Source organism: Mesorhizobium sp. L-8-10, from assembly GCF_016756635.1.
Lineage (GTDB): Bacteria > Pseudomonadota > Alphaproteobacteria > Rhizobiales > Rhizobiaceae.
On record NZ_AP023263.1, the window covers coordinates 1,848,328 to 1,873,273 of the forward strand.

Consider the following 24,946-nt stretch of genomic DNA (forward strand, 5'->3'; position numbering starts at 1 on the left):
CGGCCTAAATGTGCTGGCGCTAACTCCGATCGAAAGCGGTGAGGCGCGAGAGCAGGGAGGATCGCCATGCACGCGAGAGAAAACACGGCGGATGAAATCGTCCCAGATCTGCAGCCCGGACTCTATCGGCTGATCGACGGCAAACCGCGGCTTGTTGGTAATCGGTGCACCGCGTGCGGACGGATACATTTCCCCCGCCACGCCTGGTGCGCCCAATGCTGCGGTGGCGACCTCGAGGACATCGATTTGGCAGAGCGCGGTCGAATCGGCGCGTTCTCCTGGGTCGACCGACAACCCCCCGATGCTTTTGTCCAGGCGCCTTATATGCAGGCCGAGGTGGAATTCCCCGATGGCGTAAGTGCCTTTTCCGTCATCGAAGCTTCGCCTGGCGAGCTTAAGACCGGCATGCCTGCCGAGGTCGTTCTGAGAACGTACGAAACCAGCCAGGGCTGTCGCCAAACCTTCGTCTTTCGACCCGTGAAGGGCGAAGGAACTCGGCCATGACCCATGACGCTTATGTAACCGGCGTCGGAGTGCACAAGTTCGGGCGCTGGTCCGAAAAATCGACGATTGAGCTCGCGGCGACAGCTATCGAAGGCGCGTTGAAGGATTCGGGCATCTCGTTCGCCAAAGTGCAGGCAGCCTTTCTCGGTGCGGAGTATTCGTCGTTCGTCGACGGCCGAATGATTGTGCAGCATTTCGGTTGGACCGGAATACCGATCAACCACTATCAGCAGGCCTGCGCCAGCGGTTCGGCGGCATTCAGGGAAGCATGTCATGCGGTCGCATCCGGCCGCATCGATGTTGCCCTGGTCTGCGGCTACGAGAAGATGGGCGGCGGGCTGCTCAAGGGAGGTGAGGTAGGTCGCGACCGCGAATTCCACCTTCATGGCATGGGCCTGGACGTGACGCCTGCACGTATTGCCATGGCGATCCAGCGTCGCATGGACACATACGGCGATACGCCCGAGATGCTCGCCGTTGAGGCGGCGCAATGCTACGAATATGGCGCGCTGAACGAGGCTGGGCCGCAGCGTCCGCCGGCGACTGTTGCTGAGATCCTCGACTCGGGCGTCATCAGCTCGCCCTTCACCCGGAAGATGTGCTGCAACTCGTCGGACGGCGCAGCTGCCGCGATCGTCATGAATGGCCGCGCGGCCAAGCACTTCGGCTGCATGGACCGGGCGATCAACGTGGCGGGCGTCGTTGCGGGTAGCCCCGATGCTGACGATCTCGTCGGTGGTCCCGGACCGCACATAGGCGGCGATTTCCGCACCGGCGACCATACGCGAAAGATTGCCGCCAAGGTGTACGACATGGCGGGCGTCGGACCCAAGGACATCGACCTGGTCCAATGTCACGCTCCGTTCGCTGGCGGCGGCATGATCTGCGCAGAAGCGCTTGGCTTCTGCGCACCGGGCGAGGGCGGACGTTTCTTCTTGGAAGGCAACGCCCGGCTCGATGGCAAGACCCCAATCAACACGGACGGAGGATTGATCGCCCGCGGGCACCCATTGGGGGCAACTGGCGTAGTTGAAGTGTACGAACTCACCCGCCAATTGCGCGGTGAAGGCGGAGCGCTGCAGGTGCCAGGCAGCCCGCGCGTGGCCCTCGCCCACAACACCGGGCTTGGCTGCCTCAATGCTCATATCTTCATCCGACTCTGAGGCGACGCCATGACCGCCATCTTCGCAGGACGCACCGCCCTGATCACCGGTGCCGGCCAAGGGGTCGGTCGCAGCATCGCGCTGCATCTAGCATCTCTAGGATGCGCCGTGGCGGTGAACGACCTCTTCGCCGAACGGGCGTACGCCGTGGCCGCGGAGATCAACGAGTCGGATGGGAAGGCTATTGCCCTGGCTGCCGACATATGCCGTCACGAAGATGTCGCGACCATGTTCGTTCGCGCAGAAGGCGAACTTGGACCTGTCGGCATCCTGGTTAACAATGCTGGTGTTCTTCCTGAACTCAGGGACGTGCAGAAGCCGCGGGCATTGTTTTGGGAGACAACTGTCGAGGAGCAGTTCGCACAGGTGAACCTAAACGTCCACGGGGCGATGTTTTGCGCGCGCGAAGCCTTGCGGCAGATGGTGCCTCAGCGGTGGGGCAAGATCGTCAATATCATCTCCGAGGCGGGCCGCGCCGGGGAGGCTCGCTTGGCGCTCTATTCGGCGGCGAAGTCGGCAATGCTCGGCTTCACCAAATCTTTGGCGCTCGAGCACGGCCGCGACGCCATCAACGTCAATGCCATCGCGCTCGGCGCGGTGTCGCATGAAGGCATTCGTTTTGGCCCGCTGGCGCAGGGCGTCGACACGGCAAATGATCCTACATGGCAGACCATGGCTAAAAAATATCCGATAGCGCGAGGGCTCGGCCGGATCGGCCGCCCTGAGGACGTTGCAGCAGCCGTCGCCTACCTCGCGTCTGACAACGCCGCCTTTGTCACTGGACAGGTTCTCGGCGTGTCCGGGGGCTACTACATGCCCTGACGCAGCGGGCCAGGCATCTGCCACTTTCATTCCTGCCAGCATTTTTGAAGGCAAGCCAATGGCTGGACCTCTCGAAGGCCTGAAAATCGTCGAATTCGTTGGCCTTGGCCCGACGTCCTTTACGGCGATGATGCTCTCGGACATGGGCGCCGATGTGGTACGGATCGATCGAAGATCGAAGGCGGGCGAGCCGAACCCTTATCCCGTCTTGGGCACCAAATATGACGTGATGGCCCGAAACCGAGGTACGGTCTTTCTCGACCTGAAGACCCCCGAGGGGCTGCAAGTCGCGTTCGAATTGCTCGAAAAAGCGGACGCCCTGCTGGAGGGCTTCCGGCCCGGTGTAATGGAGCGCGTTGGCCTAAGCCCGGACAAGTGCATCGAACTCAACCCGCGGCTGGTTTATACCCGCATCACCGGCTGGGGTCAGTCCGGTCCGCTCTCGCATACCGCCGGTCACGACATCAATTATATCGCCTTGAGTGGCCTACTGGCCGCGACGGGAGCGCCAGGAACGCCACCGCTACCGCCACTCAATCTCATCGGCGATTTCGGGGGTGGAGGAATGTTGGCAGCTTTCGGTGTCCTGTGCGGGATCATGTACGCACAGCGCACGGGCAAGGGCCAGGTCGTCGACGCCGCCATGTTGGACGGCACCAACCTGATGGGTGCGATGATCTTCGGTTTGCGATCCATGGGCAGGTGGAGCCTCGAACGCGGCCGCAACTGGATCGATGGCGGCGCACCCTACTACGGCTGCTACGAATGTGCCGATGGCAAATACGTCGGCATCGGTCCGATCGAGCCGCATTTCTTCGCCTTGCTGGCCGAGAAGGCGGGTCTCGACGAAGACATCTTTCGCGACATCGGCGTCGAGCGCTGGCCGGCATTGCGCGAGGAGATGGCGCGCGTCTTCCGCACACGCACGCGGGCGGAATGGTGCGGACTGCTGGAACGTTCAGACGCCTGTGTATCGCCTGTCCTCGACCTCGATGAGGCACCGGCCCATCCACAGAATGCGGCACGGGGCAATTTCGTTGACGTGGACGGTGTACTCCACTCCGCTCCGGCGCCCCGATTCTCCCGCACGCCTGGCGCAATCCGGGCCAAGGACACCGGCGATGCCGCTAGTACGCTGGAAACCTGGGGCCTTCCGCATGAGCGGATCGCGGCGTTGCGCGAAAAGGGTGTGATCTAACAGCGGGACCGTTTAACCGCGCTCCAGCCCCACCGCATCGACGGCAAGTGTGGACCAAGCCTTGGCGATTTGCTCCGGAGCGCCGATCGGTGGCCAGGTCCCGGCCGCATAGTGCGAGGCGCGCAGGTTTAGCCGCTGCTCGAAACTGTCGAACCACCAGATATGGGTGATGCGCGGCACTCCATCGGTCGCGTACAGGCAGGTGACCAGATGGCGCGTGTAGCGTGCAGCCGGCCCGATGGCCCGCTCCCAGGCCGCGATAGTCGACGGCAGTCCTCCCGGGCGCAATGCGTAGGAGCGGATCTCGTAGATCGGCGAAACAGCGATCTTGGTCAGCGGACGGAGGAAAGGGAGCTGGCGGTAGCTCTCCTGCTGATAGGCTGTGACCACAGCGTTGTCTGCGAAGGGGGCCCGGGCCTCAAGCGTGCGTGCGCGTTCAGCGGCAGCTTCATTCGCGTTGTCGAAGGCGCGGAGCAGGATCAGCCGTCCCAGGCGTCCGACCTCGGTGCGGAACGCTGCGAGGAGGCGTCCGGAGGCTCCGGGCGCCTGTAGCCATTCGCTGGTGCGCTTCACCAACTCGCCCATTGCCAGCGGCGGACAGTCAAGGGTCGTCAGTTCGAACTCGGTCACGGGCTAGTTCCAAGGCTTGATCCTACGGCGCACCGCCAATGGCGCGCAGCTTCTCTACCACGAGATCTGGGACCTCGATCACACCGGACCGCATCCGCTCCCGGCGCAGGGCAACCGAGCGCGCGAAGGGCGCACGCACCGGCTTGGCCGGGTCGACCGGCCGGGTTCCGGTGAGAATTCGGATGTACTCCGATACGGCGGTGCGGAAGTCATCAGCCGAGCCGAAAAGTCCTGGATCGAATGCAAGCAGGAAGAAACCGCAATCGATCGGATCGTCCGATGGCTTGAACATGTTTACCTGCCCCGCCAGCATCGAAAGAACCTGTACCGAAAGGGCAAGGCCAGAGCCACGATGTCCGCCCCACACGGTTAGGGCGCCGCCCGATAATACCGCGTCCGGGTCAGTCGTCGGCTGGCCTTGCGCATCGAAGGCTAGCCCCTCAGGGAGTGGTTCTCCCCTTCGGCGCGCGAGAACCACCTCCGCATGGGTGATGCTCGACGTGCCGATGTCCCAGATCAGCGGCACATCGTCCGTCGGAAAACCGAAGGCTATCGGATTGGTGCAGAACCTTGCTTCGGTTCCCCCAAACGGCGCTACGACCGCGAGGCCGCTGCCGGCGATCATCCCGCAAAGACCCTCCGAGGCTAGGCGCTCCAAGTAGTAGGAGAACATCCCCGTATAGTAGGTCCGGGCAGCACCCACGATGGCGATACCCTGCGCCTTTGCCTTCGCGATCGCCATGGTCGTTGCTTGGCTGGCGACAACGTAGCCGACGTTGTTGCCCCCGTCGATCTTCGCTGACAACGGTGTTTCGTGCCTTACTCGGATCGATGTACGGTTGAGGTCGAGCTTGCGCACATACTCCACGATGGTCAGGGCGCGGGCGAGGCCGGCATAGCCGAGCCCACGTAGTTCGCAATCGAGGAGATGGTCAGCGATGCACGCAGATTCGTTAGCATCGTAATTGATAGCGCGCATCGAACCCACAAGCAGGTCCCGGGCATGGTCCAGCTTCAGTTCCATGATATCTGTCCTTTCAGACCGGATGGCCCATTTCGCGGCGGGTTTCCTCTGCTAACGCGCGATAGCCCTCTGCGAGGCTGCGGTGGCGCAGGCCGAGATCGGTTTCGATTCGTGCGGAATCGATCCCGAAATGTCCTCGCACCGGTGCGTCTTCGGTGAGCGTTACATCTAGGCCCGGTGTAATCTCGCGCCCAAGCGCGGCGATGTCCGCGTAGGATACGTAGTGGCCTCCGATATGATAGGTATCGTGGCCGGGCGCCGGAATATCCAGCGCTTCAGCGAAAGCCCAGGCGATATCGTCGACGTGCGCCAAGACAACGCGCTGCTCACTGCTGTAAGGCAGTGCCACTTTCTGGCCAAGCGCGCCCTCAGTCGCGATGAGATTTATACCCCGTGCACCGAAGGTCGCGCCGGGACCGTATGCCCCCGGTATGCGAAGGCTGATGATCTCCATCCCATGTAGCCGGTTGTATTCTTTCGCCAGCTTTTCGCAAAGGACTTTGCCCATGCCATACGTCGTCGTAGGCATTGCAGGGGAGTCTTCGTTAACCGTTTCAGTTCCGGTCCAAGGCTCGTCGCCGGCGTGATACTGGACCGAGCTGGGGTAGGCGATGCGACGCACGCCGGCTCGCCTCGCAGCTTCGAAAACGTGGAAAGTACCCGTGTTCATGATCATCTGCTGACGATAGAGACCGTCGGCATTCTCCGGGCGAAGTGAGACGCCCCGTTCTTCCGCCATATAGAAGACCATGTGCGCGATACGATCGATGCGATGCCCCCGGATCACGTCAGCGATCCGGTCATAGTCAGTGATGTCGCCTGCCTCGAAACTGATTTTGTCTCTGAGAGGGGCAAGCCGTCCCGGCGTCCCGCGCAAATCGAACGCGGTCACCGCGTGACCCCGACGTACCAGTTCACGCACAACGCGCGCGCCGATGAATCCCTTGCCGCCGGTAACGAGAACCGCCATCGAATTTCCTCCCATATCGTCAACACAATAGGGAAGGCGCGGCGAGACACTCAATGGGATGGCGGTTATATGAACTATTCGGCTGGACTATCGACCGGTCTATAGTGTGCCCGCATAGTGGATATAACGGGGAATGGCTTGCCTCGAACGTCATGCGAAGGTTCTAAAGCATGGCAGCCAATTCCTTCAGGGAGAGCAGAGCGCCGGCGGCGATGGGCGCCGTGCCGCTGGATGTTTGCGGGCTCTCTAGACCTAAAGCGCGAAGTCGAGACCGAGAACTTGTATTCACATCTTTCCAACTTACGCATAGTCGAAGGCGGCTCGTTCATCGCGGCGCCGATATGCGGCCTGTACCTGTCGCAACTCGGAGCGAAGGTGATCCGGTTCGACCAGATCGGTGGTGGACCGGACTTTGGCAGGTGGCCGAAGAACGAGCGCGGCCACAGCCTCTATTGGGAGGGGCTGAACAAAGGAAAGAAGTCGATCGCGCTCGATCTTCGAAAACCTGAGGGGCGGGAACTCGCGGTTCGACTGGCCACCGCACCCGGCCGTGGAAACGGCATCTTTCTCACCAACTACCCGGTGAATGGCTTTCTGTCGCACGACAATCTCGTGCGGCGTCGACCAGATCAGATCACCGTGAGGGTCATGGGCTGGGCGGATGGCGGCACGGCTTTAGACTATACGATCAATGCCGCGGTCGGCGTGCCCCAAATGACCGGCCAACCGGATGATCCCCGCCCGGTTAATCATGTGTTGCCCGCTTGGGATCTCCTAACCGGTTCACTAGCCGCGTTGTCGCTGCTCGCCGCCGAACGGCGCCGCACTGAAACCGGTGCCGGCGAAGAGGTGCGGGTGCCCCTGAGCGACGTTGCGATCTCTACGCTGGGGAATCTCGGGCAGATCGCCGAGGTGGTCACAGGCGGCGCCGACCGCCCGCGCGTCGGCAACGATCTGTTCGGCGCTTTCGGGCGTGACTTCGAGACCGCGGACGGCAAGCGTGTGATGCTTGTCGCGATAACCTCCCGCCAATGGTCGGGGCTTCTGACTGCCCTCGGCATCGCGAATGACATCGCTGCAATCGAGGCAGATCGCTCCGTTTCCTTCGCGAATGACGAAGGAATCCGTTACGAGCACCGGGACGCTATCAACCCGATCGTCGAACGGGTGGTTAGCGGACTGTCGCTGGTCGAGCTTGGGAGTGCTCTAGACAACGAAGGGGCGTGCTGGGCTCCGTACAGGACGTTGCGGCAAGCGGTCTCCGAAGACCCTGCGCTGGTCGCCGACAATCCGTTGTTTTCCGAGATCGTCCATCCGAGTGGAAGCCGGTATCCGACACCTGGGTATGCTGCGACGATTATCGGCGCTGCGCGGGGTGACGTCGAGCCCGCTCCATCGCTAGGCGCGCATACGGAGGAAGTTCTGACGGACGTACTAGGCTGCAGCGCACGCGAAATTGCGTTCCTGCACGACCGCGGAATCGTAGCATCTGCACATACGGAACGCGGCCGGTGAGCTCAATCGAACCAAACGACGTGGCGGCATGGCGCGATGCCATCGGGCGCGTCCGGACTGAGACCCAGTATCTCGACGCGGCGACCCTCCAGCGCTTTCTTCTAGTCCTTGGCGAAAGCAGCGGTCGCGAATTGGAGGCCGTGCCGGAGATGGCGCACTGGGCCTATTTTCTCCCGATGACGTCGAACAGCGAAATCGGGCCGGACGGTCATGCACAACGCGGCAATTTCATGCCCCCGATAACATTGCGGAGGCGCATGTTTGCGGGCGGCACAACACGCTTCATTCGTTCCTTGCTCGTCAGTCGCGAGGCGACTTGCAGTACCCGCATCGCAGATGTGACCCACAAGGCCGGCCGTTCAGGTGACCTGGTCTTCGTCGAATTGGAGCGCACGCTGACGCAGGCCGGCGAGACGTGCGTGATCGAGACCCAGACAATCGTCTTTAGCAACCCCGTTGCCACTGTGTCGCGGGTAGAGCCAACGGACCCCGCCGCGCTGGAATATCCCGTGTGGACACCAGGGCCGGTTGATCTCTTCCGCTTTTCGGCCGTCACCTTCAACGCGCACCGAATCCACTACGACGAACCCTACGCCTGCCGAGAGGAGGGCTACCCGGGACTGGTGGTGCATGGGCCGCTGACCGCATCGATGCTGTGTCGGCTTGCCGCGCGCGCCCTCGGAGATGGGCGGATGACAAGCTTCTCATTCCGTGCGGCGGCACCGCTTTTCGCGGGTCAGCCAGTCAGGCTTCGCACCGTGGTCGAGGGTGGCACCGTAGAGGCGACCGCGCGACGCCAGGACGGCGTGATTGCGGTGACTGGCAGCGCGACCTTTACCCTCAAAGCCTGAAAGACGAGGATCATGACAACCGCCGAACCCATCGTCGCCGAGGAACTGATAGATCGTGCAGATATCGCTGTAAGCGCTTCGCGCGATTTCTGCGCGAGGGCCCAGTCGGTGACCCGGTCAGGGGTGACGCGCAAGGACGGTAGCACTGATGGCGTTGCCATGAACAACCAGCAGCGCCGTCTTCACGGGCTGGCCTGGATCGCCACGTATGTTGAAACGCTGGCGCAGGCCGCTAATTGGGCTCGGTCACTCCACGCTTCTGGCCGCTTTCGCGAAGCCGAGATGAACGTGCTGCTGATCGGATTCGGCGAATATCTTGCTTCGCTCGCCGACGGCATCGCCATGAGCCAAAACGAGTATGTCCGCCCACGAGAGCTCGACATACTCGATGCAGCGGCGGCTCTGACGGCGAACCCTGCCATAACTTGGTTCCTAGACAACGGGAACACCGCCGATCGGCGCCGATCGCTCGTGGGACACCTGTCTGCCGGGGGCACGATCGCCGACATGCTGGGCGATACTGACTTGGACATGGTACGGGAGCAATTCCGTCGTTTCGCGCAGGAGAAGGTGTCGCCGCACGCGCATGAATGGCATCTCGCCAACGCTCTCGTGCCGATCTCGGTTGTCGAGGAAATGGCGGAGCTCGGTGTCTTCGGAATTTCCGTAGATCCCCGCTTTGGAGGCCTCGGCATGGGCAAGCTGGCCATGTGTGTCGTGACAGAAGAACTCAGCCGCGCTTGGATCGCGGCCGGCTCGCTCGGCACGCGCGCGGAGATCGCCTGTGAATTGATTGGCAACGCTGGCACCGAAGAGCAGAAAGCGACGTGGCTGCCGCGAATCGCGTCGGGAGAAATTCTTCCGACGGCCGTCTTCACTGAGCCAGACACCGGATCGGATCTCGCGAAACTGCGTACGCGGGCCACGCGCCAGCCCAATGGGGACTGGCGCATTGACGGAAACAAGACCTGGATAACGCACGCAGCACGAAGCGATGTGATGACGCTTCTTGCTCGCACGGACCCATCGATTCCCGGCCACGACGGTCTGTCCATGTTCATCGCGGCAAAGCCGCGTGGCACCGAAGAGGACCCGTTTCCTGCACAGGGCATGTCGGGAGGGGAGATTGAGGTTCTGGGTTATCGCGGGATGCGGGAATATGAGCTGAGTTTCGACGGCTTCCGGGTGGATGCCGCAGGTTTGCTTGGCGGGGTCGAGGGGCAAGGCTTCAAGCAGCTCATGGAGACGTTCGAGGCAGCGCGCATACAAACGGCCGCGCGAGCCGTGGGCGTTGCGTGGAACGCCTTTGATCTCGGCTTGAAGTATGCCAATGAGCGCAAGCAGTTCGGCGCTCTACTGTCTTATTTCCCGCGCGTATCCGACAAGCTAGCCCTGATGGCTGTCGAAACGGTTCTCGCGCGCGAACTTACCTATTTCGCCGCACGCGAGAAGGACCAGGGAAGGCGCTGCGACGTGGAGGCTGGCATGGCGAAACTGCTAGCCGCACGGGTGGCATGGAGCAACGCTGACACCGCGCTGCAAGTGCATGGCGGTAACGGATATGCACTGGAGTACCCTATCAGTCGAGTTCTCTGCGACGCCCGCATCCTCAACATCTTCGAGGGCGCGGCGGAGATTCAAGCGACGGTGATTGCACGCGGCCTTATGGCGTCAAGACGGAACGCCTGATGCTGAGATGCAATGCATGCGCACGTCCTGATGTTTCATACACACTAGCGTCAAGGAGTATGAATGTATCGCGCACCGGTCGACGAGATTGCCTTCACGTTGAAGAATGTGGCCGGGCTCGGAGCCGTGCTCGGGGACGGGAGGTTCGGCGACCTGTCGGAAGACCTCGTCAACGCCATCCTCGCCGAAGCCGGCCGTTTCGCCGGCGAAGAGATCGCGCCGCTATACAAGGTCGGCGACGAGACCGGTGCCGTGCTGAAGGACGCGTCCGTCACCACGCCGCCCGGCTGGAAGGAGCTCTACCGCCGCTGGATCGAGGGGGGCTGGAACGCACTGTCGGGGCCGGAAGAGTTCGGCGGGCAGGGCCTGCCGAACCTGCTCGGCGTCGCGGCGCTGGAGATGTGGAACTCCGGCTCCATGGCCTTCACCCTCGCCCCGACCCTGACTATGGGCGCGGTCGATGCCATCGAGAAGCACGCCGCCGAGGATCTCAAGCAGAAGTACCTGGCGAAGCTCGTCTCCGGCGAATGGATGGGGACGATGAATCTCACCGAGCCGCAGGCTGGCTCCGACCTCAACTCGCTGCGCACCCGCGCCGAGCCGGTCGGCGACGGCAGCTATCGAATCTTCGGCCAGAAGATCTTCATCACCTATGGCGAGCACGACTTCACCGACAACATCATCCACCTTGTGCTGGCGCGCCTGCCCGACGCGCCTGCCGGCACGCGCGGCATCTCGCTGTTCCTGGTGCCGAAATTCTTCGTCGGCGAGGACGGTTTGCTCGGCGCGCGCAACGACGTGCACTGCGCCTCGATCGAGCACAAGCTCGGCATCCATGCCTCGCCCACCTGTACCATGATTTATGGCGACGGCTTCGTTCACGGCATGGCGCCGGGTGCCATAGGCTGGCTGGTCGGCGAGGAGAACCGCGGGCTGGCCTGCATGTTCACCATGATGAACAATGCCCGCCTCGCCATCGGCATGCAGGGCGTGGCGGTCGCCGAAACTGCGACACAGAAGGCGACCGCCTTCGCTAACGAGCGCCGCCAGGGCAAGGCGCCATCCTATGCCGCGGAAGGCATGGCGCCGATCGTCCACCACGCCGACGTCAAGCGCACGCTGCTCACCATGAAGGCGCTGACCGCCGCCGCGCGTGCCATCGCCTATTGCTGCGCCCAGGCCACGGATATGGCCCGCACCGGCGCGGGCGACGCAGCCCTCCACTGGCAGGAGCGGGCTAACCTCCTCACCCCGATCGCCAAGGCGTTCGCCACCGACATCGGCGTCGAGGTCGCCTCGATGGGAATCCAGGTGCATGGCGGCATGGGCTTCATCGAGGAGACCGGTGCGGCCGCGCTCCTGCGCGACTCCCGCATCGCACCAATCTACGAAGGCACCAACGGCATCCAAGCCATCGACCTCGTCACCCGCAAGCTGCCGCAATCGGGCGGCGAGCATGTCCACGGCTACATCGCGGAACTCGCCGCAATCGTCGACGAGTTGCGCGCGTCGAATGTCGCCGGCTTCGGCCGCGCCGCCGAGCGTATCGGCACTGCCCTGCAAGAACTGACGGTCGCGACGCGGTTCCTGCAAACGGCGCTGGCCGAGGGCCGTATGGAAGAGGCGCTCGCCGGCGCCACGCCCTACCTGCGGCTCTTCGCGCTGGCTACGGGCGGCGCCTATCTGGCGCTTGCGGCCCTTGCTGGGCAGGGGCAGGAGCGTGTGGCGCTCTGCCGCTTCTACGCCGACCACATCATGCCAGAGACCGGCGCGCTTAGGCTGTCCATTACGGAGGGTGCACATACTATAGTGGCCGCACAACTTTGAATGCGATGAGAGACTCCTAGCGTCAGCAGCCATTCAATGACTATTCCGCACGAGGCCGTGTCCATCTCGCCATCTCCCGCTCGTTCGTTAGTACCGCAAGGTATGCAACGTGACCACGTCGTCATGACGCCGGAGCAGGCCGCGAAAATCTCCCTAACAATATGCCGACCAGCTTCGCGCAGGAAGTGTTTTAGAGCACACCGGACAGCAAGGTGGAACAATCGGTTTGTGGTCAGGCCGCTGAGAGTTCGGCGTTCGACAATCAGTCGTCAGCCGTTCGATCATGCGCCTGGAGGATAAGCTTGGCGGCTCGCTTCTCGAGCGGAGCAATACCGGCACGGCTGACCAATGCGGGGCAGCGCTTCCTGGACGATGTGCTGGCCGCGCTGCGGCAACTGGATCAGTCGCAACGTTCGGCCCATGCCGCCGGGCGGGCCGAGGCGGGGATCGTTCGGATGGGTATAATTGCCTCGCTCGCCGGCGGGTTGCTACGAGAGTTGGTTGTTACCTACCAGGCGCGGGCCCCGAATACGCCCTTCCCGGTCCGCTTGAAGGGCCTGCAATCGCAGAATTACGTGTCCCTGCCCAAAGCCCCTGTCTTGGTTCTGATTTCGGCTTCGCTGATTGGCTGCTCCGCTTGTCGGAGGCACGCATAATGCAATGATCGGTCTCGAAGCTACGCTCGAAGAAATCGCCGCGGTCTCTGATTCCGCACAGATCCCTTCCCTACTGCAGCATGTCGCAGAAAGATACGGCTTGAAAACTGTCGCCTATTTGGGCACCGGCACGCTCGATCGCAAGGCTCCGCGGCGTGAGCCATACATTGCGGTGACTTATCCGCCGGAATGGGTGGAGAGATACCGAACCCAAGGGTATCTCAAGATCGATCCTGCGATCCAGATTGGCCTCAGACGCCTGCTCCCTGTCGATTGGGATGAGTTCGGCGACGGCGACCGTGCTTTGCGACAGTTCTTCGGTGAGGCGCTCGAGTTCGGCCTCGGACGGCGAGGCATCTCCTTCCCGGTCCATGGCTGCCGCGGCGACAGGGCATTGTTGTCGGTAACCGCCGACTTCAGCAACAGCGAATGGCATTGGGCGCGCCGTACCGCGTTCCGCCATTTCCCTATCATCGCCGCACACCTCCACGACGCCGTCCTGAGTACAGAGGGCGTTTTTCGGACTCAGCCTCACCTGTCGCCTAGGGAGATCGAATGCCTGCAATGGACTTCCGAAGGCAAGACCGTGTGGGAATGCGGAGTGATCCTTGGGCTCTCCCCGCACACCGTCAAATGCTATCTCGAAAGCGCACGCCATAAGCTCGGTGCATCGAGCAATACACACGCCGTTTCACTTGCCCTCAAGTTCGGCCTGCTTTTCAAGTTGCCGTAAACCCGGCTATTCAGCCGGATACAAGCATCTACTTTCCGGCTGTACGTCCTTCCTCGTATTACAACGAGGAGACAGGGATGATACTGGCTATTGAGGGCGTCGACCGCCATCTCCATCCAGACCTTTTCGAGCAGATGTTCCGCATGCGGGCTGCGGTTTTCGCCGATCGATTGGGTTGGGACGTCACTGTCGTCGACGGTCGAGAAGTTGACCAGTTTGATGCGGAAGACCCGCTCTACCTGCTTTGTGTTGATGAGGTCGCGGAAGAGCTGAAAGGCGCGGTTCGGCTTCTGCCGACCACTGGTCCCAACATGCTGCGTGACGTTTTTTCGGTGCTTGTTCCCGATGGATCGGTCGAGAGTCCGCTGATCTGGGAGAGCTCGCGCTTTGCCGTCAACCCGAAGTTGACGGTCGGCCCAACGGGCCACGAGGCCAACCATACCGTCAATTCGACAATGGTCGAGCTTTTGTGCGGGCTCGTGGAAGCAGCACGGCTAGCTGGTGTCGAGCACATCGTTTCGGTCTTTGACGCCCGCATGGCTCGGATATTCCGGACTGTCGATTGCCCATATGAGGTAATCGGTCACCCAACGCGTATCGGCAGGACCATGACCTACGCGGGCTTGTTCGAGATTTCCGACTCCATGCGCCGGCGCCTTGGTAACAAAGCTGGGCTGCACGAGCCTGTGCTGTCACGGCATCGGTTTCGGTGCAAGACGGCTCTCCAAGCATGACGCAGTCGCCGACCTTATCACATGTCATCTTGTCCACGGGAGCCGAGCATGGGCCGGCCATGAACCGGGCAGCAGCATTCGGACCTGGTCATGGGAGACCGACCCGAGCGCTATCAGTTCCCGAATGACGTACAAGCAATGGGCTTCCCGCTCGCTCAACGATCGCAGGAGGCGACTTGATGCCTGACATCCCTCTCGATTTCCGGTTGTTCCAATACGCTTTGGCATCGGCTGAGCATGGAAGCTTTCGGCGGGCCGCCGCTGCGCTGAATGTTCAGCAGTCTACGGTGAGCAGGGGCGTCCGTAGCTTGGAGCACCGCGTTGGCGCAGAAATCTTTGAGCGGGGACACGCAGGAATACGCCCGACGCCAGCCGGAGATCGATTCCTGGAAGAAGCCGTTCTCGGCTTCGACCATCTGCGACGGGCCATGCAGAGAATCGGGGCGCTGCAGCGTGGCGAGCACGGCGAACTCACAGTCGCGGTCAGCGTGCCCTTCGTCCTGCTTCGTGAATTGTTCGAGCGGTTCCGGAAGGAGGCCAAGGGTATCTCGGTCGAGATCGTCGAGAATACCTCCACAGCGAGTTGGGCGTTGGTTCAACAGCGCATGGTGGATGTGGCGTTTCTCGCCGGAACCTGTGGACGCGGAGCACCCCGATCGCTGCATCTGCGGAGTGAACGCATGACTGCAGTGCTTCCGAAATCACATCCCCTGGCTGCCGCGCCCCGCCTGAGCCTGGAAGATCTCCGCCGCGAGCGGTTCATCCTGTGCGCGGGCGGACTCGGGCCTGACTTCGAGGAACACCTCTTGCGGCGGATGGCAAGACTGGGTGTCGAGCCCAGGGTTCAATTGCATCGCGTCGGCCAATGCAATCTCATCAACATGGTGGCTATGGGATTCGGTGTGACGCTCGTTGTCGGTCCTCCGCCCCGTGCCGCCACTGACGAAATTGCGCTTGTTCCTCTTGCTGGCAGGAACGTCGTTTCCCTTGGCGCCGCCTGGATGGAGTCCAATCCGAATCCGGCTCTCAAAAGGCTGCTCGACCTGGTGCAGGAGTCGGGTGAGGTCGCCGGGGCGAAATAGCTTCAACAGGGAAAGCTACGAACCGCGCGCCATCCTGCGCGAGCGGGCAAAGCCTCGATCCGTCGCGATGAACCTTTGCAGCATCGGCACAACCAATCGGACAGGATCGCCGATCTGCTGCCCGGTCTCGCGCGAGAGCACTTCGGCATAGGCGACGAGATCACGGTGAAGCGCGGCTGGCAGTTCGACCGTGACCTTCACCGGCTTCTCGTCCGGAATTGCCCCAAGCTTCAGCTTCGTCACTGACCTTCTCCGCGCGGCTCGAGGACCAGATCACGCGTGACGATTACTCTGACCGGGAAGCCCGGCCGGATCGTCAGCTTCGGCGCGACCTGCAATTGCCGTTGAATGATCTGCTGGCCGGCATCGTTGATCGTGTCCTGGGCGCCGCTGCGAATCGCCTGGATGAGGCGATCCTCGTCATCCATCGTCAGCTGCGTGCCAACGGCGAGCAGTGTCGAAAGACCAGCGGCCTTCATCAGATCCCACCAATGGTGGTCGACGCCGTCCTCGAGACCGGCGTAGCCGCCGGTGTCCGCGCCGGGCTGACGCTCAAGGACGATGGATCGGCCGTCGGGAAAGATCAGGCGGTTCCAGACGAGCAGGATGCGGCGCTGGCCGAAGGCAACGCCATTGTCGTATTCGCCGATGATCCTTGTGCCCTGCGGGATGAGAAGGATGCCGCCCGTCGGGCTATCATAGATGTGCTGGGTGACTTGTGCGGTTATCTGGCCGGGAAGGTCGGAGCGGATTCCGGTGATGAGAGCGGCGGGAATCACCGATCCCGCCTGCAGCACGAATGGCGAAGCAGGTGCTGCAACGCGATCAGGTGCGACAGTACGACGATCCACCTTGGCGTTAAGGAAGGCAAGCTGCCCGTCCTGCGTTCCGGACCCGGTGAGACCCGGTGTCGAACCGCCGAGCGTGGACTGGACAGCGAGGAGATCCGACGCGATCCGAGAACGCGTCTGGAAAAAGATCTCACTTGTGCGCGCGGCTTCCATTTCCGCGAGGCGGCGCTGCTCGTCCGGATCAGGCTGCGGCGTCGGCATGACCTGCGCGGGGACGGGACGCCCCTCCTCCCGCGCGCGGACGATCGGGCCGCCGAGGTCGCCGGGAAGCGGCGGGCCGAGTTGGGGAACGCCGCCATAGTCTGCGGGAAGGTTCTGCAGGCCGTCGGCGGTCTGCCGGCGGTCTGTGGTGAACAGTTCCTCCTGGCTCGGCTGTCGATCAGCGGTCTGGAGCGCATAGATCAGCGCGCCGCCGACGCCGAGACCGGCAATCAGGCCGACACCGGCCAGTACGCGGCGCGAGACGCGGGTGACCCGCGGGGCCTCGGCTCGCAGCCGCATGGCCCCGACCGTGTCCGGTGCCGTCGAAGCTGTGCTGCTTTTGCTTCGGGCTTCGGTCCCGCTCATGACGATGGCCTCCCATCCGTGCGCACGATCCTGACCGTCTGCTGTCGTTTGCCGCTGCCGAGCCGCAACTCGGCGGCGCCGAACAGCCGGTCGACGATGAGGATGTTCTGATGGATCCGGCTGTTGACGATCTCGGGCTGGCCGTCCGAACCGATTACGAAGATCGGCGGCATCTCGCCTTGCACGATCCCGCGCGGGAACTCGACGTAGACGCGCCGACCGTCGTCATAGACCGACACGGGCCGCCAGGGCGGTGCGTCGCCGGTCAGCCCATAGCGATAATTGCGTGCCGCAAGGCCCGGAATGGTCGGAGCGGCGGGTACGGTCGACCGCTCGGATGCGACCTGCGGATACGCCCAGGCGACTGCAGGCATATAAGGCTTCTCACCGGATCGCAGCTCGATCATATAGGTGCGCCGGTCGGTGGTGATGACCAGGTTGGTGGTGATGTCGGCGCGGGTGGGTTTGACCAGAATATGTGATCGGCGCGTCGCGCCGCTGCCGCTCTCGGTGTCGCCGATGATCCAGCGCGCGGTGTCGCCGGCGGCGATCGGGCCGGCGCCGGTCAGGCTCTCCCCCGGTTCGAGCGCAATGTTGGTGATCTGCCCGGGCGCGGCATAGACCTGATAAAGCGCGCCCTCACTCCACGGATAGATCTGGACGGCATTGAAATACCCTTCGCGGCGCGGCTCCACGCGTGCGGCGGTGTTGGCGTTCTCGACGCGGCCGGCCGGCGTGCTTGCGGGCTCGCCGCCCTTTGACGGTGTCCAGGCGGGCGGCACAAGGATTGGCTGCGGTGTCGCATTTCCGGTGCTGACCGCGACCTTCGGCAGCGGCGGCACGTCGGCATCGTAGCTGACCTGCGGCGGCCTGGGCGCCGTGGCGCAGGCGGCGAGCGTCATGGAGGACACGAGCAGAACGCCGATCGTGGAGGTGGATTTACGGAAAGCCGGGTTTGCGGCTCTACAGATTGACGGTCGGGTCATTGGCCCAACTCCCGGGACCAGTTGATGGCATTGATGAAGACGCCGAGCGGATTGCGGCGCAGGCGCTCGGCATCGCGCGGCGGCTGGATGACGACGGTGAGAATGGCTGTCCAGCGTTCGGTAGCGGCGAGCTGGCCGTTTTCGTAGCGCCGTTCGACCCAGGCGATCCGGAACGAATCCGGCGAGGCACGGATGACGCTTGAGACCTCGACCGCAACCTGCTGGCGCCCGACGCGGCCGAAGGGATCGGCGGTTCGAGCGTAGTCATTGAGGGCGGTCGCGCCGCGGTCGGTGGTGAACTCATAGGCCCTCAACCAGTTCTGACGCACGACGATCAGGTCGGCGGGAAGGCTGCGGACCTGCTCGATGAAGCGGGCGAGGTGGAAAGCGATCTGGGGATCGGTCGGCTGGTAGTCGGCGACGGCAGGTTCGACCGCGCGGGCCTTGCCGGTGCGATCCACTTCCACAACCCAGGGCACGACAGTCCCCCGTGCCGACTGCCAGACCAGCGCGCTCGCGAATCCGGCGGACAGGATGAGGCAGCCGAAGGCCATCAGCCGCCAGTTTCTCGCCTGAAGGCGGGCCGAGCCGATTCGCTCGTCCCAGACCTGGGCGGCGCGCTGGTAGGGCGTCTCGGGTTCCGGCGTCTTGCCGTAATGGGTTGCGGGTCGCTTGAAGAAGGTCATGAGCGTTTCTCTTCGGAAAGGCTGACAGAGGCAGCGGCGCCGTGGCTGTCGCCGGAGCGGACCGCATGGGCGGCCGCCGTGACGCCGTGGCTCATCGCTCGGCTGTGCCGCATGCGGCGGGCCCAGGCGGGCGGACTATCGGTGGCGGCGGGAGGTGCCGGCGGCTCGGCGGAGCCGCCGAGCGTACCCATGGAGGACGATCCGCCGGTGGCCTCGAACGCCGCCCTGCTACCGGTGTTAAAGGAGGAACCGAGGCTATCGGAGACGCGTGCGGCTGCCCGCTTCAGCGGCGAGACAGCCGCCCCGCTCGCAGCGCGCGCGACGCCGCCGAGGCCCGCGGCAGCGGCGGCCGGTCCCGTCTCGCCGGAAGAGGCGAGCGAATAGGCCGTTGAGGCACCGCCGGAAAGCGCAGCGCCACCCCGCATACCCGCGGTTCCGGCCGACCACGCCGCGCGCCCGCCCCTGGCAGCGAGCATGGTGGCGCCGCCTGCGGCCACGGCGGCGCCGCCGACGGCGAGGCCGGTTCCCACGGCGGCCCCGGCACCGAGCTGCGGACCGCCCGAGACGATCCCGTTGGCAATGCCCGGTCCGAAGATGCCGAGGCCGAGCAAGGAGAGCGCCGCCAGCACGATGGCCATGGCATCATCGATGGTCGGCTGTTCGCCGCCGAAGCCGGATGTGAACTCGCCGAACAGGGTCGAGCCGATACCGATGACGACGGCGAGGACCAGGATCTTGATTCCGGACGAAATGACGTTGCCGAGCACGCGCTCGGCCATGAAGGCCGAGTGGCTGAATAGCCCGAAGGGTATCAGCACAAAACCGGCGAGCGTGGTCAGCTTGAATTCGATGAGGGTGACGAAGAGCTGGACGGCGAGGATGAAGAAGGCGAGCAGCACGAGCAGCCATGCAATCAGCAGGCAGAAGATCTGCAGGAAGTTCTCGAAGAAGGCCCAGTAGCCGGAAAGATCGGCGATGGCTTCGAGCAGCGGCTGACCGGCGTCGAGCCCGGTCTGGGCGACGCGGCCGGGGCGCATGAGATCGGCGATCGAGAATCCGGTACCCGAGGCCATGAGGCCGAGCCCGGCGAATGACTCGAAGACGATGCGGGCAAGGCCGTTCCAGTTGCCGATCAGGTAAGCGAAGATGCCGACGAAGATCGTCTTTTTCACCAGCCGCGCAATGATGTCCTCGTCGGCGCCCCAGGCCCAGAACAGGGCGGCGAGCGTGACGTCGATGACGATCAGCGTCGAGGCGATGAAGGCCACCTCGCCGCCGAGCAGGCCGAAGCCGCTGTCGATATAGGAGGTGAAGACCTCCAGAAAGCGATCGATGACGCCTGCGCCTTCCATGGTCAGCGGCCTTCGGCGGGCGCAAGGAAACGGTGGCGGTTCTCGCGCCACGCGGCCAGGCAATCGGCAGCACGGGTCGCCGCCTCGCCCAGATCGCGGCAACGCTTCAACCGCTCGCGCAGCGGATCGGCGCGCGGCGTCTCGCTGCGCGGCGTGGGAGGTGGGCGAGTTGCTTCCGAGAGGTCCTCGCGCGCGCGGTGAACCGCCGTGGCCGTGATGGCCACGGCCAGCACGACCACCAAAGCCAGGCGGGCGAGCATCTTTCCGTCCATGATCACGCCTTTCGTCCCGCCTCAATTGCCGCCCGGGAACATCTGCGCGCTGCCGGGCCGGTATCCGGCGCCGGGCTCGAGGAAGCGGCGGCGCTGCTCACGGCCTTGTTCGGCGGCGGCAGCCTGCTCGGCGGCCGAGAGCGCGTCGGCGCGGCCATTCGCGGCGAGCAGTGCGGTGAGGTCGGCGAGCTGCTGGGCCTGAAGGGCGAGAATCTGGTTGCCCGCCTGGGCCGCCTGCAGGGCGCCGGTTGCGCCCTGGCTTTCCCCGACCAGGGCGGAGAGCTCGGCGCGCTGCGTCTCGATATTGCCGACGACGCCGGCCTGCACGCGCATGGCGTCCTGCAATGCGCCGACGGTATTGCCCCATCGCTCGCGGGCCAGCTCGATGAGCTGCTGGTCGGAGGCGGAGAGGTCCATGTTGCCGTACTGTTCGGAGAAGATCCGGTCGATCTGCTGAACATCGAAAGCGATTCGCTGAGCCTCCGCCAGAAGCTGCTGGGTGCGCTGTACGGACTGCTGGAGCTGCTGGAGCGAGGAATAGGGCAGGCTTGCGAGGTTGCGCGCCTGGTTGATCAGCATCTGGTTCTCGTTCTGGAGGCTCTCGATCTGATTGTTGATCTGCTCCAGGGCGCGAGCGGCCTGCAGCACGTTCTCGGCATAGTTGGACGGGTCGAACACGATGCGACCGAAGCCGAACAGCGCGTAGGCCGGTGTAACGGCCATGGGCGTGAGCGCCACGGGCACCGAAAGCACGGTGGTGGCGAGAAGAAGGGAGCGCATGCGCGAGCGAAGGCGGGTCATGGGGAAACCTCCTCTGTGCGTTGATCAGGTGCCGCCGCGGGTGTGGCGAGATTGGTCAGGTCGGGGATGAGGTCGGCAGCCCAGTCGAGTTGGCGGGCGCGCAGCCAGGCGTCGAGGAAGCCGTCACGCCCGTGCTCGGCCAGGACCCGCTCGATCAGGGCTTGGTCGGATTTGGCCGAGGCAGCGCAGAGCGCCAGCGCAACCTCGCCCAGGCCGAGCTCGAACAGGCGGTTGCCGCGCCGGGACTGCGCATAATAGTCCTTCTTCGGGGTCGCCCGGGCGAGGATCTCGATCTGCCGGTCATTGAGACCGAACCGCTGGTAGATGGCGGTGATCTGCGGCTCGATCGCGCGGTCGTTGGGCAGCAGGATCCGGGTGTGGCACGAGTCGATGATCTCGGCCGCGATGCTGCTCTTTTCGAGCTGAGCCAGGGATTGGGTGGCGAAGACGACGCTGGCGTTCTTCTTTCGCAGGGTGACCAGCCATTCGGCGAGTTGCTTCGAAAACCCTGGATCGCCGAGCGCCAGCCAGCCCTCGTCGACGATGACCAGCGTCGGCCGCCCGTCGAGGCGGCCGGCGATGCGGTGGAAAAGGTAAGCGAGCGCGGCCGGCGCGGCGCCGGTGCCGAGCAGGCCTTCGGTCTCGAACGCCAGAACGGACGCCTGACCGAAGTTCTCCTGTTCCGCGTCGAGCAGCCGGCCAAAGGGGCCACCGACGCAATAGGGCTCAAGGGCGCGCTTGAGGTCATTGGACTGGAGCAGGACGGCGAGGCCGGTGATCGTCCGTTCCTCGCCAGGCGCCGAGGCCAGCGAAGTGAGCGCCGTCCAGAGGTGCTCCTTGACCTCGGGCGTGATGCTGACGCCCTCGCGGGTGAGGATGGCGACGATCCAGTCGGCCGCCCAGGCGCGCTCGGGCGTATGACTGATTCCTGCGAGCGGCTGCAGCGCAACTGATGTTTCCGCCCCTTCGCTGAGCTTGCCGCCGAGATCGTGCCAATCGCCTCCCATGGCAAGCGACGCGACGCGGATCGAGCCGCCGAAATCGAAGGCGAAGACTTGGCTGTTGTCATAGCGCCGGAACTGCATGGCCATGAGCGCCAGCAGCACGGATTTGCCGGCGCCGGTCGGGCCGACGACCAGGGTGTGACCGACGTCGCCGACATGAAGCGACAACCGGAACGGGGTCGAGCCTTCCGTTCTGCCAAATAGCAGCGGGGGTGCTCGGAAGTGCTCGTCCCGTTCCGGCCCCGCCCACACCGCCGAAAAGGGGATCACGTGGGCGAGATTCAGCGTGCTGATGGGCGGCTGGCGCACATTTGCGTAGAGGTGACCGGGCAGCGTGCCGAGCCAGGCATCGACGGCGTTGATCGTTTCCACCATGGCGGTGAAGTCACGACCCTGAATGACCTTCTCGACCAGCCGCAGCTTTTCGTCGGCTATGCGTGAGTCCGAGTCCCAGACAGTCACGGTTGCGGTGACATAGGCCTCCCCGGCATAGTCGGCGCCGAGTTGCTGCAGGGCGAGGTCGGCATCGGCGGCCTTGTTGGCGGCATCGGTGTCGACCAGTACCGAGGCCTCGTTGGTTAGCACCTCCTTGAGTATGGCGGCGATCGACTTGCGCTTGGCGAACCACTGACGGCGGATCTTCGTGATGAGCCGGGTCGCGTCGGTCTTGTCGAGCAGGATCGCCCGCGTCGACCACCGATAGGGAAAGGCCAGCCGATTGAGCTCGTCGAGGATGCCAGGCGTCGTCGTTCCCGGAAAGCCGACGACGGTGAGAATACGCAGATGCGTATCGCCTAGGCGCGGCTCGAGTCCGCCGGCGAGCGGCTGATCGGCCAGCAGTGCGTCCAGATAGATCGGCGTCTCGGGGACACGGACGCGATGGCGCTTGGTCGAGAGCGTCGAGTGCAGATAGGTCAGCGTCTCGGCGTCATCGAGCCAGCGACATTCGGGCATGAAGCCGTCGAGCAAGGCGAGCACGCGATCGGTGCGATCGACGAAGCCGCGCAGGATTTCCCAGGGGTTCACGCCGGTTTGCTCGCGGCCCTCATAGAGCCAGGTCTCGGCACGTGCCGCGTCTTCGGCGGGTGGCAGATAGGCGATGGTCAGGAAGTAGCTCGACTCGAAATGCGTGTCCGCTTCCTCGAAACCGGCCTTGCGCTCGGCATCTACCAGCGCCGAGGCGGCATCGGGAAACGTGCTTCCCGGATAGCTCGCGGCCTCGTGCCGCTGCGCCTCGACGAAGATGCTCCAGCCCGAGCCGAGGCGACGAAAGGCGTTGTTGAGGCGGCCTGCGACGCCGACCAGCTCGGCCGGCACCGAACTGTCGAGATCCGGACCTCGGAACCTGGCCGAGCGCTGGAAGCTGCCATCCTTGTTCAGGACGACGCCATTCCCGACCAGGGCGGCCCAGGGAAGGTAGTCGGCGAGGCGCGCTCCGGTGCGGCGGTATTCTGCAAGGTTCATCATCGCCGCACCTCACATGCCAAGATGCGCCGGGATGCGTAGATGCCGGCGCACCACCTCGACGAAGAGGGGATCGCGCCGCGCTGCCCAGACGGCCGCAAGGTGGCCGACGGCCCACAGCACGATGCCGACCAGCCAGAGACGCAGGCCGAGACCGAGAGCGGCCGCGAGCGTGCCGTTGAGGATCGCGACCGAGCGCGGGGCGCCGGCGAGCAGGATCGGCTCGGTCAGCGCACGATGGACGGGCGCGGTGAATCCGGGGACCGGCTCGTCCATCAGACCAGCGCTCCGCCGCCGAAGGAGAAGAAGGAGAGGAAGAAGCTAGAGGCGGCGAAGGCGATGCTGAGACCGAAGACGATCTGCACCAACCGGCGGAAGCCGCTCGAAGTGTCGCCGAAGGCCAGTGTCAGGCCAGTGACGATAATGATGATCACCGCGATGATCTTGGCCACCGGCCCTTCGATAGATTCGAGGATCTGCTGCAGCGGCTCTTCCCAGGGCATCGACGATCCAGCCGCGTAGGCAGCCCGAGTCATGGCGAGTGTGAGCGAGGTGGCGATCGCCGCCGCTGCGATGTGCGCTCGGGCGCGGAGAGTTGTGAGGTTCATTGCGAGGCTCCAGCGGGTTCGGGGGACGGGATGGCGGGGACGAGATCGTAGTCGGCGGTCGCCCCGAGCCCGATGACGTAGACGAGTTCGGAGAGGCGTCGCGCCGAACCGCGACCGGTAAGCACGGCTATGACGTCGATGGTCTCGGCGATGAGCGCGCGAGGTACCGTCACAACGGCTTCCTGGATGAGCTGTTCAAGGCGTCGCAGGGCACCCAAAGCCGTGCCGGCATGGATGGTACCGATGCCGCCAGGATGGCCGGTCGACCAGGCCTTGAGCAGGTCGAGCGCCTCGGCGCCGCGCACCTCGCCGATCGGAATCCTGTCGGGCCTTAGCCGCAACGAGGACCGCACGAGCTCGGAAACGGAGACGATGCCGTCCTTTGTCCGCAACGCCACGAGGTTCGGCGCGGCGCATTGCAGCTCGCGCGTGTCCTCGATGAGCACCACGCGATCCCCGGTGCGGGCCATCTCGGCCAGAAGAGCATTCGTCAGAGTGGTCTTGCCGGTCGAGGTGCCGCCGGCGACGAGGATGTTCTGTCGTTGGGCGACCCCGTGCCGGAGCATATCCGCCTGAGAGGCGGACATGATGCCAGCCGCCACATAGTCCGCGAGCGAGAACACCGCGACGGCGGGCTTGCGGATCGCGAAGGCCGGGGCGGCCACCACCGGCGGTAACAGGCCCTCGAAGCGCTCCCCCGTTCCCGGTAGTTCCGCCGAGACGCGCGGTGCGCCGGCATGGACTTCGGCACCGACATGATGGGCGACAAGCCGGATGATGCGCTCGCCATCGGCTGGGGAAAGCTCTTCGCCGCTATCGGCGAGGCCTTCGGTCAGACGATCGATCCAGAGCCGCCCGTCCGGGTTGAGCATGACCTCGACGATCGCGGGGTCGTCGAGGAACCGGCCCACGGCCGGGCCCATAGCGGTGCGCAGCATGCGCGTTCCGCGTTCCACC

Annotated in this window: 26 protein-coding genes; 12 read left to right on the forward strand and 14 right to left on the reverse strand. The window is 64.1% G+C overall.

All coding sequences use genetic code 11. The annotated features are described in order from the left end of the window. Nucleotides 1-66 precede the first annotated feature (66 nt). Genes JN280_RS08575 through JN280_RS08590 form a run of 4 tightly spaced genes read left to right on the forward strand, consistent with a single transcriptional unit; the run spans nucleotide 67 to nucleotide 3,687 of the window. Entirely contained in the window at nucleotides 67-504 is a 438-nt protein-coding gene (locus JN280_RS08575; RefSeq protein ID WP_202311462.1) for a Zn-ribbon domain-containing OB-fold protein, read from the forward strand. After that, the gene (locus JN280_RS08580) at nucleotides 501-1,667 is read left to right on the forward strand and encodes a thiolase family protein (protein ID WP_202311464.1); all 1,167 of its coding nucleotides are present in this window, start codon (nucleotides 501-503) and stop codon (nucleotides 1,665-1,667) included. The genes JN280_RS08575 and JN280_RS08580 overlap by 4 nt, the downstream gene beginning before the upstream one ends. A gap of 9 nt (nucleotides 1,668-1,676) precedes the next feature. Further along, nucleotides 1,677-2,489 carry an SDR family NAD(P)-dependent oxidoreductase gene (locus JN280_RS08585; RefSeq protein ID WP_202311466.1) on the forward strand — a complete coding sequence of 271 codons (813 nt, stop codon included), beginning with the start codon at nucleotides 1,677-1,679 and terminating at the stop codon, nucleotides 2,487-2,489. Between the two features lie 58 nt (nucleotides 2,490-2,547). Next, nucleotides 2,548-3,687: a CaiB/BaiF CoA transferase family protein gene (locus JN280_RS08590; RefSeq protein ID WP_202314641.1), complete on the forward strand. Its 1,140-nt coding sequence runs from the start codon at nucleotides 2,548-2,550 to the stop codon at nucleotides 3,685-3,687. 12 nt (nucleotides 3,688-3,699) lie between these two features. Here the strand turns inward: JN280_RS08590 and JN280_RS08595 are convergent, their stop codons facing one another. Genes JN280_RS08595 through JN280_RS08605 form a run of 3 tightly spaced genes read right to left on the reverse strand, consistent with a single transcriptional unit; the run spans nucleotide 3,700 to nucleotide 6,311 of the window. Then, complete coding sequence (locus tag JN280_RS08595) at nucleotides 3,700-4,317, reverse strand: NIPSNAP family protein (protein ID WP_244743118.1); 618 nt, start codon at nucleotides 4,315-4,317, stop codon at nucleotides 3,700-3,702. A gap of 22 nt (nucleotides 4,318-4,339) precedes the next feature. After that, the gene (locus JN280_RS08600; protein WP_202311468.1) at nucleotides 4,340-5,341 is read right to left on the reverse strand and encodes an Ldh family oxidoreductase; all 1,002 of its coding nucleotides are present in this window, start codon (nucleotides 5,339-5,341) and stop codon (nucleotides 4,340-4,342) included. Nucleotides 5,342-5,354: 13 nt separating this feature from the next. After that, on the reverse strand, nucleotides 5,355-6,311 hold the full coding sequence (locus tag JN280_RS08605) for an NAD-dependent epimerase/dehydratase family protein (RefSeq protein ID WP_202311470.1): 957 nt from the start codon (nucleotides 6,309-6,311) through the stop codon (nucleotides 5,355-5,357). A gap of 279 nt (nucleotides 6,312-6,590) precedes the next feature. Between JN280_RS08605 and JN280_RS08610 the strand changes: the two genes are divergently transcribed. From JN280_RS08610 to JN280_RS08645, 8 genes are all read left to right on the forward strand, one after another. Beyond that, entirely contained in the window at nucleotides 6,591-7,826 is a 1,236-nt protein-coding gene (locus JN280_RS08610) for a CoA transferase (RefSeq protein WP_202311472.1), read from the forward strand. Then, the gene (locus JN280_RS08615; protein WP_202311474.1) at nucleotides 7,823-8,677 is read left to right on the forward strand and encodes an FAS1-like dehydratase domain-containing protein; all 855 of its coding nucleotides are present in this window, start codon (nucleotides 7,823-7,825) and stop codon (nucleotides 8,675-8,677) included. Before JN280_RS08610 ends, JN280_RS08615 begins: the two co-directional genes overlap by 4 nt. A 12-nt stretch (nucleotides 8,678-8,689) precedes the next feature. Then, the gene (locus tag JN280_RS08620; RefSeq protein WP_202311476.1) at nucleotides 8,690-10,366 is read left to right on the forward strand and encodes an acyl-CoA dehydrogenase family protein; all 1,677 of its coding nucleotides are present in this window, start codon (nucleotides 8,690-8,692) and stop codon (nucleotides 10,364-10,366) included. 63 nt (nucleotides 10,367-10,429) lie between these two features. Beyond that, nucleotides 10,430-12,193: an acyl-CoA dehydrogenase gene (locus JN280_RS08625; RefSeq protein WP_202311478.1), complete on the forward strand. Its 1,764-nt coding sequence runs from the start codon at nucleotides 10,430-10,432 to the stop codon at nucleotides 12,191-12,193. Nucleotides 12,194-12,495: 302 nt separating this feature from the next. Beyond that, the gene (locus JN280_RS08630) at nucleotides 12,496-12,849 is read left to right on the forward strand and encodes a LysR family transcriptional regulator (RefSeq protein ID WP_202311480.1); all 354 of its coding nucleotides are present in this window, start codon (nucleotides 12,496-12,498) and stop codon (nucleotides 12,847-12,849) included. A 4-nt stretch (nucleotides 12,850-12,853) separates the two neighbouring features. Beyond that, entirely contained in the window at nucleotides 12,854-13,582 is a 729-nt protein-coding gene (locus JN280_RS08635) for a LuxR family transcriptional regulator (RefSeq protein WP_202311482.1), read from the forward strand. A gap of 77 nt (nucleotides 13,583-13,659) precedes the next feature. Beyond that, on the forward strand, nucleotides 13,660-14,316 hold the full coding sequence (locus JN280_RS08640; RefSeq protein WP_202311484.1) for an acyl-homoserine-lactone synthase: 657 nt from the start codon (nucleotides 13,660-13,662) through the stop codon (nucleotides 14,314-14,316). 179 nt (nucleotides 14,317-14,495) lie between these two features. Further along, complete coding sequence (locus JN280_RS08645; protein WP_202311486.1) at nucleotides 14,496-15,398, forward strand: LysR family transcriptional regulator; 903 nt, start codon at nucleotides 14,496-14,498, stop codon at nucleotides 15,396-15,398. 15 nt (nucleotides 15,399-15,413) lie between these two features. Here the strand turns inward: JN280_RS08645 and JN280_RS08650 are convergent, their stop codons facing one another. Genes JN280_RS08650 through trbB form a run of 11 tightly spaced genes read right to left on the reverse strand, consistent with a single transcriptional unit; the run spans nucleotide 15,414 to nucleotide 24,927 of the window. Beyond that, nucleotides 15,414-15,641 (reverse strand): DUF2274 domain-containing protein, encoded by a 228-nt coding sequence (locus JN280_RS08650; protein WP_202311488.1) that lies wholly within the window; start codon nucleotides 15,639-15,641, stop codon nucleotides 15,414-15,416. Then, nucleotides 15,638-16,816 carry a TrbI/VirB10 family protein gene (locus tag JN280_RS08655; RefSeq protein ID WP_446720816.1) on the reverse strand — a complete coding sequence of 393 codons (1,179 nt, stop codon included), beginning with the start codon at nucleotides 16,814-16,816 and terminating at the stop codon, nucleotides 15,638-15,640. Before JN280_RS08655 ends, JN280_RS08650 begins: the two co-directional genes overlap by 4 nt. Continuing rightward, entirely contained in the window at nucleotides 16,813-17,802 is a 990-nt protein-coding gene (trbG, locus tag JN280_RS08660) for a P-type conjugative transfer protein TrbG (protein WP_202311489.1), read from the reverse strand. Before trbG ends, JN280_RS08655 begins: the two co-directional genes overlap by 4 nt. Continuing rightward, nucleotides 17,799-18,488, reverse strand: a complete 690-nt coding sequence (gene trbF / locus JN280_RS08665) for a conjugal transfer protein TrbF (RefSeq protein WP_202311490.1) — start codon at nucleotides 18,486-18,488, stop codon at nucleotides 17,799-17,801. The genes trbG and trbF overlap by 4 nt, the downstream gene beginning before the upstream one ends. Beyond that, nucleotides 18,485-19,840 carry a P-type conjugative transfer protein TrbL gene (gene trbL, locus JN280_RS08670; RefSeq protein WP_202311491.1) on the reverse strand — a complete coding sequence of 452 codons (1,356 nt, stop codon included), beginning with the start codon at nucleotides 19,838-19,840 and terminating at the stop codon, nucleotides 18,485-18,487. Before trbL ends, trbF begins: the two co-directional genes overlap by 4 nt. A gap of 2 nt (nucleotides 19,841-19,842) precedes the next feature. After that, the gene (trbK-alt, locus tag JN280_RS08675; RefSeq protein WP_202314646.1) at nucleotides 19,843-20,112 is read right to left on the reverse strand and encodes a putative entry exclusion protein TrbK-alt; all 270 of its coding nucleotides are present in this window, start codon (nucleotides 20,110-20,112) and stop codon (nucleotides 19,843-19,845) included. A 21-nt stretch (nucleotides 20,113-20,133) separates the two neighbouring features. Further along, entirely contained in the window at nucleotides 20,134-20,913 is a 780-nt protein-coding gene (trbJ, locus tag JN280_RS08680; RefSeq protein WP_202311492.1) for a P-type conjugative transfer protein TrbJ, read from the reverse strand. Then, nucleotides 20,910-23,384 carry a conjugal transfer protein TrbE gene (trbE, locus tag JN280_RS08685; protein ID WP_202311493.1) on the reverse strand — a complete coding sequence of 825 codons (2,475 nt, stop codon included), beginning with the start codon at nucleotides 23,382-23,384 and terminating at the stop codon, nucleotides 20,910-20,912. Before trbE ends, trbJ begins: the two co-directional genes overlap by 4 nt. Nucleotides 23,385-23,393: 9 nt before the next feature. Beyond that, nucleotides 23,394-23,657, reverse strand: a complete 264-nt coding sequence (locus JN280_RS08690; RefSeq protein WP_202311494.1) for a VirB3 family type IV secretion system protein — start codon at nucleotides 23,655-23,657, stop codon at nucleotides 23,394-23,396. Next, entirely contained in the window at nucleotides 23,657-23,989 is a 333-nt protein-coding gene (locus JN280_RS08695) for a TrbC/VirB2 family protein (protein WP_202311495.1), read from the reverse strand. The genes JN280_RS08690 and JN280_RS08695 overlap by 1 nt, the downstream gene beginning before the upstream one ends. Beyond that, nucleotides 23,986-24,927, reverse strand: a complete 942-nt coding sequence (trbB, locus tag JN280_RS08700; RefSeq protein ID WP_446720840.1) for a P-type conjugative transfer ATPase TrbB — start codon at nucleotides 24,925-24,927, stop codon at nucleotides 23,986-23,988. Before trbB ends, JN280_RS08695 begins: the two co-directional genes overlap by 4 nt. Nucleotides 24,928-24,946: the final 19 nt, after the last annotated feature.

Coding starts and splice junctions, on each gene's coding strand:
- JN280_RS08695 (WP_202311495.1), bottom strand. CDS start 23,989: ATGAACCTCACAACTCTCCGCGCCCGAGCGCACATCGCAGCGGCGGCG.
- trbL (WP_202311491.1), bottom strand. CDS start 19,840: ATGGAAGGCGCAGGCGTCATCGATCGCTTTCTGGAGGTCTTCACCTCC.
- JN280_RS08645 (WP_202311486.1), top strand. CDS start 14,496: ATGCCTGACATCCCTCTCGATTTCCGGTTGTTCCAATACGCTTTGGCA.
- JN280_RS08635 (WP_202311482.1), top strand. CDS start 12,854: ATGATCGGTCTCGAAGCTACGCTCGAAGAAATCGCCGCGGTCTCTGAT.
- trbF (WP_202311490.1), bottom strand. CDS start 18,488: ATGACCTTCTTCAAGCGACCCGCAACCCATTACGGCAAGACGCCGGAA.
- trbK-alt (WP_202314646.1), bottom strand. CDS start 20,112: ATGGACGGAAAGATGCTCGCCCGCCTGGCTTTGGTGGTCGTGCTGGCC.
- JN280_RS08600 (WP_202311468.1), bottom strand. CDS start 5,341: ATGGAACTGAAGCTGGACCATGCCCGGGACCTGCTTGTGGGTTCGATG.
- JN280_RS08620 (WP_202311476.1), top strand. CDS start 8,690: ATGACAACCGCCGAACCCATCGTCGCCGAGGAACTGATAGATCGTGCA.
- trbG (WP_202311489.1), bottom strand. CDS start 17,802: ATGACCCGACCGTCAATCTGTAGAGCCGCAAACCCGGCTTTCCGTAAA.
- trbB (WP_446720840.1), bottom strand. CDS start 24,927: ATGCTGCGCACCGCTATGGGCCCGGCCGTGGGCCGGTTCCTCGACGAC.
- JN280_RS08575 (WP_202311462.1), top strand. CDS start 67: ATGCACGCGAGAGAAAACACGGCGGATGAAATCGTCCCAGATCTGCAG.
- JN280_RS08580 (WP_202311464.1), top strand. CDS start 501: ATGACCCATGACGCTTATGTAACCGGCGTCGGAGTGCACAAGTTCGGG.
- JN280_RS08690 (WP_202311494.1), bottom strand. CDS start 23,657: ATGGACGAGCCGGTCCCCGGATTCACCGCGCCCGTCCATCGTGCGCTG.
- JN280_RS08585 (WP_202311466.1), top strand. CDS start 1,677: ATGACCGCCATCTTCGCAGGACGCACCGCCCTGATCACCGGTGCCGGC.
- trbJ (WP_202311492.1), bottom strand. CDS start 20,913: ATGACCCGCCTTCGCTCGCGCATGCGCTCCCTTCTTCTCGCCACCACC.
- JN280_RS08655 (WP_446720816.1), bottom strand. CDS start 16,816: ATGAGCGGGACCGAAGCCCGAAGCAAAAGCAGCACAGCTTCGACGGCA.
- JN280_RS08590 (WP_202314641.1), top strand. CDS start 2,548: ATGGCTGGACCTCTCGAAGGCCTGAAAATCGTCGAATTCGTTGGCCTT.
- JN280_RS08640 (WP_202311484.1), top strand. CDS start 13,660: ATGATACTGGCTATTGAGGGCGTCGACCGCCATCTCCATCCAGACCTT.
- JN280_RS08625 (WP_202311478.1), top strand. CDS start 10,430: ATGTATCGCGCACCGGTCGACGAGATTGCCTTCACGTTGAAGAATGTG.
- JN280_RS08605 (WP_202311470.1), bottom strand. CDS start 6,311: ATGGCGGTTCTCGTTACCGGCGGCAAGGGATTCATCGGCGCGCGCGTT.
- trbE (WP_202311493.1), bottom strand. CDS start 23,384: ATGATGAACCTTGCAGAATACCGCCGCACCGGAGCGCGCCTCGCCGAC.